The sequence below is a fragment of the Mesorhizobium sp. ES1-1 genome (assembly GCF_020164785.1).
Taxonomy (GTDB): Bacteria; Pseudomonadota; Alphaproteobacteria; order Rhizobiales; family Rhizobiaceae; genus Mesorhizobium.
The window spans coordinates 235,261-247,902 of record NZ_JAIUGX010000005.1 but is presented as its reverse complement, the minus strand read 5'-3'; the positions used below and the strand labels follow the sequence as shown (position 1 = coordinate 247,902).

10 protein-coding genes and 1 pseudogene are annotated in these 12,642 nt (G+C 63.6%); 3 read left to right on the top strand and 8 right to left on the bottom strand.

What is annotated here, in order from left to right:
• Position 1 precedes the first annotated feature (1 nt).
• Genes LB513_RS11295 through LB513_RS11285 form a run of 3 tightly spaced genes read right to left on the bottom strand, consistent with a single transcriptional unit; the run spans position 2 to position 3,384 of the window.
• Complete coding sequence (locus LB513_RS11295) at positions 2-1,018, bottom strand: sugar ABC transporter substrate-binding protein (protein WP_224663576.1); 1,017 nt, start codon at positions 1,016-1,018, stop codon at positions 2-4.
• A gap of 38 nt (positions 1,019-1,056) precedes the next feature.
• Entirely contained in the window at positions 1,057-2,061 is a 1,005-nt protein-coding gene (locus LB513_RS11290) for an ABC transporter permease (RefSeq protein ID WP_224663575.1), read from the bottom strand.
• 3 nt (positions 2,062-2,064) lie between these two features.
• A complete protein-coding gene (locus tag LB513_RS11285) occupies positions 2,065-3,384 on the bottom strand; it encodes a hydroxymethylglutaryl-CoA reductase, degradative (RefSeq protein WP_224663574.1) in 1,320 nt (439 codons plus the stop codon).
• A 141-nt stretch (positions 3,385-3,525) separates the two neighbouring features.
• Here LB513_RS11285 and LB513_RS11280 point away from each other — a divergent pair, with 141 nt between their 5' ends.
• The 3 genes from LB513_RS11280 to LB513_RS11270 all read left to right on the top strand — a co-directional run bounded on the left by LB513_RS11280 (position 3,526) and on the right by LB513_RS11270 (position 5,733).
• Positions 3,526-4,908, top strand: a complete 1,383-nt coding sequence (locus LB513_RS11280; RefSeq protein WP_224663573.1) for a PLP-dependent aminotransferase family protein — start codon at positions 3,526-3,528, stop codon at positions 4,906-4,908.
• A 97-nt stretch (positions 4,909-5,005) separates the two neighbouring features.
• The gene (locus tag LB513_RS11275; protein ID WP_224663572.1) at positions 5,006-5,305 is read left to right on the top strand and encodes a hypothetical protein; all 300 of its coding nucleotides are present in this window, start codon (positions 5,006-5,008) and stop codon (positions 5,303-5,305) included.
• On the top strand, positions 5,305-5,733 hold the full coding sequence (locus tag LB513_RS11270; protein WP_224663571.1) for a type II toxin-antitoxin system VapC family toxin: 429 nt from the start codon (positions 5,305-5,307) through the stop codon (positions 5,731-5,733). Before LB513_RS11275 ends, LB513_RS11270 begins: the two co-directional genes overlap by 1 nt.
• 30 nt (positions 5,734-5,763) lie before the next feature.
• Here LB513_RS11270 and LB513_RS11265 read toward each other — a convergent pair whose 3' ends face one another.
• From LB513_RS11265 to LB513_RS11245, 5 genes and pseudogenes are all read right to left on the bottom strand, one after another.
• Complete coding sequence (locus LB513_RS11265; RefSeq protein WP_224663570.1) at positions 5,764-7,317, bottom strand: EAL domain-containing protein; 1,554 nt, start codon at positions 7,315-7,317, stop codon at positions 5,764-5,766.
• 291 nt (positions 7,318-7,608) lie between these two features.
• Positions 7,609-8,526 (bottom strand): annotated as a pseudogene (locus LB513_RS11260) (NAD(P)-dependent oxidoreductase); the annotation flags it as partial.
• Positions 8,527-8,565: 39 nt separating this feature from the next.
• Positions 8,566-10,290 (bottom strand): ABC transporter permease subunit, encoded by a 1,725-nt coding sequence (locus LB513_RS11255; RefSeq protein WP_224663568.1) that lies wholly within the window; start codon positions 10,288-10,290, stop codon positions 8,566-8,568.
• A complete protein-coding gene (locus LB513_RS11250) occupies positions 10,283-11,362 on the bottom strand; it encodes an ABC transporter ATP-binding protein (RefSeq protein ID WP_224663567.1) in 1,080 nt (359 codons plus the stop codon). Before LB513_RS11250 ends, LB513_RS11255 begins: the two co-directional genes overlap by 8 nt.
• Positions 11,363-11,398: 36 nt before the next feature.
• Complete coding sequence (locus LB513_RS11245; protein WP_224663566.1) at positions 11,399-12,508, bottom strand: extracellular solute-binding protein; 1,110 nt, start codon at positions 12,506-12,508, stop codon at positions 11,399-11,401.
• Between the last annotated feature and the right edge of the window lie 134 nt (positions 12,509-12,642).

The following is a 12,642-nucleotide window of genomic DNA, read 5'->3' as shown; positions in this document are numbered from 1 at the left end:
GTTACTTCAGATCGTCCAGGGTCCAGCAATTGCGCTGGTTGACATTGGCCTTGGTGATCTGGGTGAGCGGATTGAAGTACAGCGTCTTGGTCTCTCCCGCGGCGCTGTCGGACAGTAGCAACCGCGCGATTTCCGCATTCAGGATTTCGCCCTGCAGCGGCACGTTATAGCTGATGTAGAGGTTGAAGAGGCCGTTCTCGACATTCTCGCAGCCCACCTTGTTGCCGCCGCCGCTGGTCACCAGGAACACCTGGCCGCCCTTGCCGGCCTGCTGGATGGCCGACGCCGTGCCGGTGTCCTGATTGTCCCAGATGCCGATGGCGCCACACAGGTCCGGATGCTGCTGCAGCACCGTGTCCATGATCGACCGCGCCTTCTCCGGATTATATTCTGTGGCCTGCTGCGACACGACCTGGATGTCGGGATGCTGGTTCAGCACGCGGTAGATGCCGTCGAGCTGGAAGACGTCCGAGGCTGCTGTCGGAACACCGGTGTCGATGGCGACTTTGGTCGATACGCCCTTGCCGGGGCTGCACTTGTCGACCACGGCCTGAGCCGCCTGCTCGCCGATCTCGGTCCAGTCGGCGCCGACATAGGAATCGGTCTGCGTGTTCGATTCCAGATTGATCTGCACCACCTTGATGCCGGCCGCCTGCGCCTGCGCCAGCAGCCGGGCGTAGGACTGGATGTCCGGGTTGTGCGCGACGATCAGATCGGGCTTTTCGCTGATCAGTGACTGCAGCGCCTTGGTGCCGGCATCGGTGCTCCAGGCCGGGTCGCGAATCTCGAAACTGTAGTTCAGGCGCTTGGCCTGCTGCCGCATCACCGCCGCCCAGCCTTCCGTCAGGTCGAAGCCCATCGACAGCGGCAGGAAGACGACCTTCTTGCCTTCAAGCGTCTTGCGGAACGTGGTCGAGCGCGGATTCTCTAGGCCCTTGTCCTGCGCGCTCGCCGTGACGATCCCGGTAAGCGCGATGCAGGCCACGGCCAGCCATCTTGTTGTCTTCAGAAGTCGCATGGTTTCCTCCCATTGCAGTTGATGTTGAAATTGGCTCCTCAGAGATCCCCTTGCTGGGATGTCTGCTCGTCGCGCGGGTTGACGAGGGAATCGATGACGATGGCCAGAAGCAGGACCACGCCCTTGACCAGGTTCTGGATCGTGTAGTCGATGTTCATGATCGTCATGCCGTTGAGCAGGATGCCGACGAAGACCGTGCCCAGGATGACATTGCGGACCTTGCCGTGGCCGCCATTGAGGCCGATCCCGCCCAACACCACGACCAGCAGGATGTCGTAGATCATCGTCGAGTTGAAAAGCCGGGCATTGATCGCCGAAGCCGACGAGGCAAGAATCAGTCCCGCCCCATAGGCGATCAGGGCGCTGATGGCATATTGCGCGACGACCATCGGCCGATAGGCGATGCCCGTGATCTTGGCGGCGGCCGGATTGTTGCCCATCGCATAGATCTGCCAGCCGAACCGCGTGCGGCTGAGCACGAGATGGAGCACGAGGCAGAGCGCCGCGAAAGCCACCACGGTGACCGGGACGCCAAGGACGCGGCCCTTGCCGATCAGCGAGAACCATCCGGCGCCAGGCGGCACGTTCTGCATCTCCAGCGTAAAGAAGAAGGTCCTGCCCAGGCCGTAGATGACCGAGCCGGCGGCCAGCGTCGCGAAGATGGGCGCCACCTCGCCGAAGGCGATCAGCGAGCCGATGAGCACGCCGGCGGTGATGGCGAACAAGGCGCCGATCAGCAGCGCGAACTCGAGTGAATAACCCGAGCGCGCGATCACGAACGCCCAGGACACCGAAACCACCATGGTGGCGATCAGCGACACGTCGATGCCCCTGGCTATGACCACCAGCGCCATGCCGAGCGCAAGGATGCCGAGGATCGAGACGCTGCGCACGAGAGCCAGGAGGTTGCCGGCGCTGAAGAAGGACGGCAGCAGGAACGAAAACAGAGCGAAGGCCAGCACCGCCAGCGCCAGGACGATGCCTTCCTGGCTTTTCAGCAGGGTGGGCAGGCGCGGTCCCGGGTTTGCGGTCGCTTCGCTCACCGCTCAGGCCTTCTCTTTGCTCAGTCTCGCCAGGATCTCCCTGGCGCGGTCGACGCGGACGTCATGATTGGCCGCGAGCTCCATCGCTACCTTGTCCACATCCTCGCCGACGGCTCCCGCCACGATCGCGATGTTGCGCGCATGAAGCGCCATGTGGCCGCGCTGTATGCCCTCGGTAGCAAGCGCGCGCAGCGCCGCCATGTTCTGTGCGAGACCGACCGCAACGGCGACCTCGGCAAGCTCCTGCGCGGTCTTCACAGCAAGCACTTTCAGCGCGGCGCGTGCCGCCGGATGCGTCTTGGTGGCGCCGCCGACCAGGCCGAGCGCCATCGGCATTTCCAGCGTGCCGACAAGCGCGCCGCCGGCATCGAGTTCCCAGTGGCTGAGCGACGTGTAGCGCCCGCCGCGCGCCGCCCAGGCATGGGCCCCGGCCTCGATCGCGCGCCAGTCATTGCCGGTCGCGACCACGACCGGATCGATGCCGTTCATGATGCCCTTGTTGTGCGTGGCCGCGCGATAGGGATCGACCAGCGCCAGCGCGCAGGCCTCGACAATGCCGGTGGCCATGCGCTCCCCGGTGAAGTCCTTGGTCGCAAGCGCTTCCGGCGTCAGTCGGACCCGGGCACGCGCCAGGCGCAGATCGGCCAGATTGGAAAGGATGCGCAACCGGACCACGCCGCCGGATAGGCGCTCGATCATCGGCGCGACCGCCTCGGCCATGGTGTTGACCGTGTTGGCCCCCATCGCGTCGCGCACGTCGACAAGCAGATGCAGCACCACCATCGGCCCAACGGGAGTGTCTTCGAAGACCTGCACCTCGATGTCGCGGCAACCGCCGCCGAGCCCGACCAGGATGCGGTCCTTTTCGTTGGCCGCGGCCACGATCTCGTCGCGCCCCGCGAGCAGCCGGACGCGCGCGCCATGCGGGTCGGAGAGGCCCAGTATCTGCACCTGCGCCCGCATGACAGGCGCAGTGCTCGAGGTTTCGAACCCGCCGCAGCCGCGGGCGATGCGCGCCATGTAGGACGCGGCGGCGACGACGGAGGGTTCCTCCACCGCCATCGGGATCAGATAGTCGCGGCCGTTGATGGTGAAATTGGTGGCGACGCCGAGTGGTATCTCGAACGTGCCGACCACATTCTCGATCATGCCGTCGGCAAGGTTGAGCGGCAGGACGCCGCCTCCGCGCAGCGCATCGAGGTCGGTTTGCGCAAGCCCTGCGGCATCGCCGATCGTCGCCAGGCGATCGGCCGGCGACAAGGCGCGAAACTTCTCGATGCGGGAATTCAGTCGCGGCTCGACGCCGCCCAAGACTGCTCCCATGACCGTCGCCTCCCTGCGAATGCACTTTTCTTGTTGAGCGACCTATCGCCCAACTGATACCATCAGACAAGGTACGGTTTTGAGAAACAGTCGGTAACTGTACCAGCTCATTTCTGGGCACACCGCGAATAGGGAGCGAGGATGACGCGCGCCGAGGCCGTGGCCAACGAGATCAGGAGGCGCATCGATGCCGGCTCTCTCGCCGCCGGCGCCAAGCTGCCGTCGATCCGCAAGGCCGCCGGCCAGTTCGACGTCTCCAAGAACACGATCGTCGATGCCTATGACCGTCTGGTCTCCGCCGGCATTGCACTCTCCCGGCCGGGTGCCGGCTTCACCGTGGCCGAACGCCCCCGGCAGCGGCCCGGCGAGCGTCCGCTGCACGTGGCCGAGGCCGTCGACATCGCCTCGCTGCTCAACGCGCAACTGGAGGAGAGCTTCTCCATCCGGGTCGGCGATGGCCGCCCGCCGGCATCGTGGATGGAGGAATCGGAGGTGCGGCGCCATCTCGGCCTGCTGGGCAGGAACCACCGCTCCAGCAGCGACGGATACGGCTCGGCAATGGGCCTGCCCGCACTGCGCGAGCGGCTTGCCTTCGACCTGATGGAGCGCGAGATCCAGGCGACGCCCGAGCAGATCCTGCTCACATTCGGCGCCAATCACGCGCTCGACCTGATCATCCGCCGCTTCCTGGTCGCCGGCGACACCGTGCTGGTCGACGACCCCGGCTATTATCCGTTGTTCGCCAAGCTGAAGCTGGCCCAGGTCCGCATGGTGGGCGTGCGAAGGACCGCCAACGGCCCGGACCCCGAAGACCTCGCCCAAAAGGCAGAGCGCGAGCGGCCCAAGATTTTCTTCACCCAGTCGCTGGCGCACAATCCGACCGGCAGCTCGACCAACCTTCCCACAGCCCATGCGATCCTGACCATCGCTTCGCGATATGACATGCTGGTGGTCGAGGACGATCCGTTCATCGATCTGCCGACGGTACATGGCGTGGGCCTGGCTCCGCTCGACCAGTTGCGCAACGTCATTTGCGTGCGCACCTTCGCCAAAACGCTGTCGGCCAGCCTGCGCTGCGGTTACATCGCGGCGCGTCCCGACCTGATCGCCTCGCTGGCCGAGTTGAAGATGCTGACCACCGTCAACAGTTCGGGACATATCGAGCGGTTGATCCATGGGCTGATCAGCGAAGGCCACTACCGGCGCCACCTGAAGCGGCTCGCCCAACGCGTGCGCCAGGCGACGGAGGCGGTCGTCCCCCGCCTGCAGAAGACGGGCCTCAAGCTTTTTGCCGAGCCGACCGGCGGCTATTACGTCTACCTCGAACTGCCAGATCATATCGATGATATCGCGCTTGCCCGCGAGGGCGCCCGCGAAGGGATCTTCATCGCGCCGGGCACCGTCTTTTCGCCGGAGCGTCAACCGACGAAGCGAGGCATCCGCGTCAACGTCGCCTGGGCCTCGGACCCCAAATTCTTCGATTTCCTGGTGCGGGCGACGGGCGCCGGTCCAAACCGACCTTAGCGTTGACGCAGGCCGATGCCAGGTCGCCCTCACCCAGCCGCGGACTTGGCAAGACGCGCCATCTGGCTATATTACAGGACATAGTCTGGAGATGGTCATGAGCAGTTCGCAGAAGCGCGCGATACAGAATTATCGATCCCGCCTCGGCGAGCGCGGACTCGCGCGCTTCGAGGTTCTGGGTCGCGATGCCGACCGCGAATTCATCAGATCGCTGGCGCGCCGCCTCGCCGAAGACGGTCCCGAGGCTTCGCGTCTCCGCGCGGCGGTCAGTCAAATCGTCACCGGCGAGCCACCAAGGAAGGGCGGCATCCTGGCCGCGCTTCGCCGCTCTCCCCTCGTGGGCGCAGGTCTCGATCTGACCCGCTCCAGCGAGGAAGGACGTAAGGTCCGTTTTTGATGCGCTACCTTCTCGATATCAACATCATCAGCGACATTGCGAAACCGGCCCCTTCGGACTCCCTGCTCGCCTGGATGAGCGAACAGGCCGACGAGGATCTTTTTGTTGCGTCGCTGACGGTCGCCGAAATCCGCCGGGGAGTTCTGGAGAAGCCGGCCGGCAAGCGCCGCGATAGCCTCGACGCTTGGTTTTCCGGGCCGGAGGGCCCTCAGGCGCTGTTCGCGGGCCGCGTGCTGGCTTTCGACGAGAATGCCGGCCTGATCTGGGCGCGGTTGATGGCGGACGGCAAGGCTCGGGGTCGGCCGCGCAGTGGGCTCGACATGATCATCGCCGCCGTCGCCGAGACTCATGGCTGCACCGTCGTCACCGACAATGAGAAGGATTTTTTCGACATCCCGATCATCAATCCGCTGCGCGGGGCGGTGTAATGGTCGGCGGCACCTGAAGGGGCCAGCTTTTCATTCAGCCTCCTCCAGGCTGCCATACCAGCAGATGATCTTGCCGTTCGCTCCGACATTGGCTGCGCCTCTGGAGCGCAACCGCCTCCACGGGTCGGCGGGAGAACCGCGCACGCGAAAGACCGTGTCTATCGGATTGCCGCTCTTGAATGACGCGTTCATGGCGTCCCAGGTCGGCTTGAGATCGTCGGGATGCAATGCGTCCAGCCAGCCAAAACCTGTCCATTGGTCGCCCGTCTGGCCGGAGATTTGCAGCCATCGCTGGCTGACATCGAGGGCGCGTCCTTCCGGATCGATGATCCACGGAATCTGAGGCAGCAACTCCATCATCTGCCGAAAGTGCCCCTCGGCCGCACGCCTTGCTTCCTCCGCCCGCCTGATCGGCGACAGGTCCACGATCGCCACGGACACGCCGACCACTTCCCCCGCTTCGTCACGCGCCGGCTCGTAAGACAACAGGATCGTCCGGCTCTCGCCGGCATCGGACACCGGTGTGGTGATCTCGACGCCGGGAATAGCTTCGCCGTCCAGCGCGCGAAGAAGGTAACCTTCGACCAGCGGGAAGAGGCCGGGGACCGTTTGCGCGACGGTGTTGCCGATATGGTCCTCCAAGGGGCGCCCATTCATCTGGGCCAGTCGTCGGTTCAGCATCTTGTAGCGCAGATCCCTCCCGATAAACGCCAGTCCGACCGGTGCGCCGTCATACACGGCCTGCAGTTGCGCCAGCCGGACCGAGGGAAGAAGATCGAGGCTGGACAAACGGCCCGGAACATCCGTCGACATCGCCGCGACGCCCTTGGCGCGAAATCCCGACACCGTTTTCGGCAGATCCTCGGCCGGCATCGGCTTTCCATAGAACCAACCCTGCGCCAACTCGCAGCCAAGCCACTGAAGCATCTGGGCCTGTTCGAGCGTTTCCACCCCTTCGGCGGCGGTTATCAGCCCGAGGCTCTGTCCAAGGCCAACGACGGCGGCAACGATTTTGCGGCTGTCGCGGCGCTCCGCCATCGAACCCACGAAACTGCGGTCGATCTTGAGTTCATCGAATGGCAGCGACTGGAGATGGGTCAAGCTCGAATAGCCCGTTCCAAAGTCGTCGAGACCCAGCTTGCAGCCCATGGCCTTCAAGGCCGCCGCGATCATTCGCGCACTGTTCAGGTCTTCCGTCAGCGCACTCTCGGTGATCTCGACCATCAGACGTTCCAGCGAGAACCCTGATTGCTCGGCAATTTTCTGGATATCCCTTGGCAAGCCGAGGCCGCGCAACTGAACCGGAGATATATTGACCGAGAGGTTCAAATGATCCGGCAGCTTCGCCATCGAAGAGAATGCCAAGTGCAGCAATTCCTTGGTCAGGCGGTCGATCCAGCCGTCCTTTTCCGCGAGCGGTATGAACTCGCTGGGTGGAATCCATCCCCGCGCGGGATGTTTCCATCTGGCGAGAAGCTCGAAACCATGCAGGTCGCCGACCCGCAGGTTGACCAGGGGCTGAAAGTGCGGGCGGAAATCTCCATTGTCGAAAGCTCGGCCGATTTCCTCCCGCTTGATAGACACAATAGCCCCCACGACCCCAATGGCCTGCCATTCCGTTCCGGGCCGCCCACTTGGCCTCAGGAACATAGAACGATCGTAGACCTATTGTGCCAGGATACCTAGGGTCCGGGAATGACGCGGTTCTTCTCAATTTCGTTAATTGCCGTCCCTGCCTCCACCTATTTTGGATCTGCAGAATCCCATCAGGGTGCGGCCGACAGCGATGCGGCCGGAAACCAGGCGACGTGGTGGTGATTGGCGATCTCCAGGCGTTTGGCGGCACTGTCCCTTCCCTTGTCGACAGCCAAGGATTCAAACGGCGCTGCGCCAAGCGGCCGTGCGGCTCTTCTTCCCGAATGCCTCGACCATCGCCGCCGAATCCAGATCGCCATGGCCCTGCGCGACCGCATCCTGCATCAGGTCGATCAAGGCGTCCGGGAATAGCCTCTGCATTCCGGCATGCACGGTTGCGTCCGCCAGCAGCCGCGCGCCGGCCAGATCCGTTTTCAAGGCCGATTGAACATCCGAATAATCGCCCGCAAGGATCATCTTCCGGAACGATTGCGAGCGGGCGTTTATCTCGTCGAGGAAACAGGGGATCAGGCTGAAGAACTGGTCGATATCCAGTCCCGAACTTCGCGAGAATGCCGCGCCGTGCAGGATGCCGATCGTGCCGGCGAAATAGACGCTGAGGAAGGCGAAGTCGCCCTGCACGGCGCCATCGATGCGCTCTCCCATCAACGTCGCCCGTCCCGCCAGCGCCTTTAGGACAGGTTCGATCCGGGAGAAAATGGCTTGAGGCCCGGCAAAGAAAATCACCGCCGTCGGCGCGCCGATCTGGGCCGGCGTAACCGCGATCTTGGCGTCGAGATAGTCGATGCCGGACGCCTCCGCGAAGCGCTGGAGGTCATGAACCTGGTCCGGGGTGGCTGTAGACATCGCCACCAGGACCTTGCCCCTGAGCGCGTCGACCACGTCCTGTTGCTCCAAGACATCATGGGTCGCGGCAAAATTCGAAAAGCAGGTGAACGCGACATCGGCGTCTAGGCAGGCATCGCCGGCTGTCTGCGCGACGCGGCATCCGGCCAAGCCCTCCAGCCGCTCCCTCGATCGGTTCCACACCGTTACGTGGTGCCCCGCCTCGATCAGAGCCTTGGCTATCGCCGTGCCCATGCTGCCGGTGCCAAGCACGGCCACGCGATGCCCGGTTGTCGGTGACGGCATGTTGCGCTGCTCCTCAGTGGTTGCGCCAAATACCTGCTGACCTGCTCACGTCTCGACGGCGCGGCGTCGCGCGATGAGCTGGCCGATCAGGACCGTCGACAGCGCGAACAGCCCGAGCAGGGTAAAGACCGCGTTGACCGACGGAGTGAAGCCGAAGCGCATCTGGTTGAAGACCCAGATCGGCAATGTCTGGGATGGGCCGGCGAGGAACAATGTCACCATCACCTCGTCCGCCGACAGGGTCAACCCAAGCAGCATGCCGCCGATCGCCGCGCCGCGGATCAGCGGCAGAACGATCAGCAGGAAGCTCTGCAGGCGGCTCGCGCCCAGATCGAGAGAGGCCTCGAGAAGCGAAGGATCGAGGCGTCGAAGCCGCGTCAGCACCATCAGCATGGTGATGGGCATGATGAAGCTTGCCTGGCCGATGACGACACGAGCCAGGCCCGGAGGAACACCGACGATTTCCGTGCCGAGCACCATGACGATGCCGAGGACGACGGAGGGCATGGCGAGCGGCAGCGTCAGGAGCAGTTCGACAGCGCGCGAATAGAGCAGGTTGCGATAATGGAGCACAAGCGCGAACGCCGTCCCGACGATGCTGGAGATGATGACGACGCTGACGGCGACGATCAGCGAGCGCTGTCCGGCTGCGATCAGTCCCGAATTGCCTGCGAGCTCGGCATACCATTTGAAGGTCAGGGCGTGCAGCGGGAAGGCCTGCAAGGTCGAATCGTTGAACGAGAACACGACCATCAGCAGCAGGGGAGCGTACAGAAAGGCGACGACCGCGCCATAGAGTATGGCGCCGCCGATATAGCTTAGCCGAGCCCCCTCGCCGGCTGCCGGCGGCGGCGCCGAAGACGGCGCCTCGTCACCGGAAAAAACCCCTCGCTGCGGGCACGACCACAACACGACCGCCACGACGATGGAAACGGCGGCGATCAGCGCGATCGAAAGTGCGGCCCCGAATGGCCAGTTGCTGGCTATGCCGAACTGCGAGGAAATCAGCACGCCAAGCGTGGTTCCGTTGATCCCTCCGACCATGGACGGCGTCACGTAGTCGCCGACCGTGACCAGGAAGGCGAGGCTGAAGCCGATGGCGAGGCTGCGCCGGGTCAGCGGCCAGATGACATGGCAGAAGGTCTGGAACGAGGTTGCGTCGAGGTCCTGCGAGGCTTCGATCAACGATTGCGGTATCTTCTCGAAGGCGTTCAGCGTCGACACGAAGATGAACGGGATGGAGATGTAGGCAAATGTCAGCACCACCGACGAGCCGGTATACAGGAATGCCGAGGACGGGCCGTCCAGCACTCCGCTCGAAACCAGGGAGGAATTCAGCACACCGTTCTGGCCCAGGATGAGACGCCAGGAAAACACCCGCATCAGCAGGCTGATCCACAGAGGAACCAGCACCAGCACGGTCAGGATCGAACGGTTGTTCCTGACCACCCGGCCGACGAAATAGGCCATCGGATAGGCGACCAGGGCACCCAGGAAGGCGCCGAGCAGGCTAAACTGGAAGGTCTGCTCGAGCAGTCGCCAGAATCCGGCCGAGTTCCACAGGCGCACATAATTGGCCAGCGTCGGTTCGAACTTGATGCGTCCGCCGGCCACCGACAAGAAACTCGTGCCGATCAGCAGCAGGTTCGGGATCAGCACGATCAGTGCCAGCCAGCCATAGACCGGCACTTGCGGCCAATCGATGCGCAACCTGAAGCGCGCCGGAACTGCTGGGGCGGCGAACAGCGCCATGTCGGCCGATCTAGACATGAAAGACGTTTGCCTCCGCCAGGTCGAGGCCGATGGTCACAGCCTGGCCGGCAACCAGGCTGTCGGCACGGCTGGCCGGCACGCTGCCCATGATCCGCAACTCGCCGCAGCGGACACCGACCTCGATGTTGGTGCCGAGGAACAGCACGTCTTCGACAATGCCGGAGAGCCGGCTGGTCGCGGAACCGTCCTTGTCGGGATAGATTCGGACATTGTCGTAACGCACCGCCACGCGCGCCGTGCCGGACCTGTCGCCGCGAATTTCCGGGAATGTCACCCCGCCGATCGACCCGACATAGGCGCCGTGGCTGGAGGTGAACTCCACCGGCAGCATGTTGGAGTTGCCGACAAATTCGGCGACGAACTCCGATCTCGGTTTGAAATAAAGGTCCTGCGGTCGTCCCAATTGCGCGATCCGCCCCTCGCGCATCACCAGCACCCGGTTGGACATCGAGAGCGCCTCGCCCTGGTCGTGGGTGACGTAGACGAAGGCGATGCCAAGCTCCTTTTGCAGCGAGACCAGCGTGTGCTGCATCTGCTGGCGCAGGCGCAGGTCGAGGGCGCCCAGCGGTTCGTCGAGAAGCAGCAATTGCGGTCTCGACACGATGGCGCGTGCGAGCGCGGCGCGCTGCCTCTGGCCGCCCGAAAGCAGATGCGGCAAGCGGCCGGCCAGTGATTCCATGGCGACGAGCTCCAGAGCCTGCATGGCCTTCCTTGTCCGCTCGGGCTTTGCCATGCCGGCCATGCGCAACGGATATTGGACGTTCTCGCTGATCGTCAGGTGCGGGAACAGGGCGTAGCTCTGGAACACCGTGCGAAGGTCGCGCTTGTTGGGCGGCAGATGCGTGACATCGCCGCCGCTCATCATCACGCGGCCCTCGTCGGGCCTTTCGAAGCCCGCAATGGTGCGCAGGATCGTTGTCTTTCCGGAGCCGCTCGGGCCGAGGATCGAGAAGAACTCGCCCGCTGCCACGTCGAACGACACTCTGTCGAGCGCTCGCTTGGTGTTGCCGGGATAGGTCTTGGAGACGCCTTCCAGGCTAAGCACATGGTTGCCGACCGATTGCTGCATCGCAGTGGCTCCGGTTCTGGTTGCCTGCCGCGGGGCTTAGAGAATCCCCGATTTGAAATCGTTCCAGATCTGCAGGCGACGCTCTAGGTCTTCCGGTTTCTGGAAGACGACCAGCTTGTCCCAGAAACCGGGAGTGGCGGAATCGACGATGTTGGTGACCTTCAGCGCGTCCTCGCTGAGGCCTGCGGCACGCGCGGATTCCGCGCTGAGCACGCCATTATTGGTCGACTTGGCGATGAAGCGCGACTGCCACTGCGTGCCCAGATTGTCGTTGAGGAACTTGTAGACGATCGGGCGGTCGCCTTGCGGTGAGATCGAAGCGCAATCGATCCAGGTCGGCGTGCCTTCCTTGGGCAGCGAATATTTGAAGTTCTTGCCCTTGGCCTGGAGCGAGGTGACCACCGCTACATTCTGGCAGTATCCGATCACGGCCTCGCCCGCGGCGTAGATCGTCGACGCGTCGTCGAAGCCCCGCGCGATGACCCGGATCTGCCCATGCAGAGCGCGCAGGGCGTCCGTGCACTTGCCGAATTCCTCTTCCGTCAGGTTGAAGGGATCCTTGGCTCCGACATAAAGCGCGATCATCGGGAAGCTGATCGTGCAGTCGTCGAACATGTTCACCTTGCCCTTGTACTTCTCGTCCCAGAGCGTCGCCCATGTCGCCGTCTCGGCTTCCGGGACGACGTCTGCATTGTACATCAGCGGTTGCGTGCCCCAATTATAGGGAACGCCGACCAGCTCGCCGTCGACCGTCGTGAACTTCTGCCACGGCAGGTGGGACGATATGTTGGAGGCGTTCGGCAGTTTGGAGACGTCGATCTTCTTGATCAGTCCCGCGCCCTTGAAGCGCGACAGGGAGCCTGTCTCGACATAGAGCACGTCAGGCTGGATCGCGCCCGAGAAGGGCTGCGAGTAGAGCTCGTCCTCGGAGCCGATGCGGACCGCGCGCACTTCCGTATCGTTGGCGCGGCCCCATTCCTGGATCCAATCATCGTCGTGATATGTTTCCCAGGTGAGCAGCAGGATCTGCTCGGAGGCGTTGGCCGGACGGATGATGTTCGGTGCGAACAGCGAACCGGCGATTGCCGCGCCACCGGCCTTGAGGATCGTGCGACGGCTGACGGCTTCATTCAGAAGTTTTTTCATGCCCAGGTCCTTTCCCATTTTCATGTCAGGAAGTGAGCAATCGCCGTGCCAGATGTCGGCGGCCTCTCCACGCGATTGTCGCCGAGAGTCGGGACCCCTGCAAGTGGTTGATTCGATAGGCTGTTCGCGGGCGC

Coding starts and splice junctions, on each gene's coding strand:
- LB513_RS11295 (WP_224663576.1), bottom strand. CDS start 1,018: ATGCGACTTCTGAAGACAACAAGATGGCTGGCCGTGGCCTGCATCGCG.
- LB513_RS11285 (WP_224663574.1), bottom strand. CDS start 3,384: ATGGGAGCAGTCTTGGGCGGCGTCGAGCCGCGACTGAATTCCCGCATC.
- LB513_RS11280 (WP_224663573.1), top strand. CDS start 3,526: ATGACGCGCGCCGAGGCCGTGGCCAACGAGATCAGGAGGCGCATCGAT.
- LB513_RS11275 (WP_224663572.1), top strand. CDS start 5,006: ATGAGCAGTTCGCAGAAGCGCGCGATACAGAATTATCGATCCCGCCTC.
- LB513_RS11270 (WP_224663571.1), top strand. CDS start 5,305: ATGCGCTACCTTCTCGATATCAACATCATCAGCGACATTGCGAAACCG.
- LB513_RS11255 (WP_224663568.1), bottom strand. CDS start 10,290: ATGTCTAGATCGGCCGACATGGCGCTGTTCGCCGCCCCAGCAGTTCCG.
- LB513_RS11250 (WP_224663567.1), bottom strand. CDS start 11,362: ATGCAGCAATCGGTCGGCAACCATGTGCTTAGCCTGGAAGGCGTCTCC.
- LB513_RS11245 (WP_224663566.1), bottom strand. CDS start 12,508: ATGAAAAAACTTCTGAATGAAGCCGTCAGCCGTCGCACGATCCTCAAG.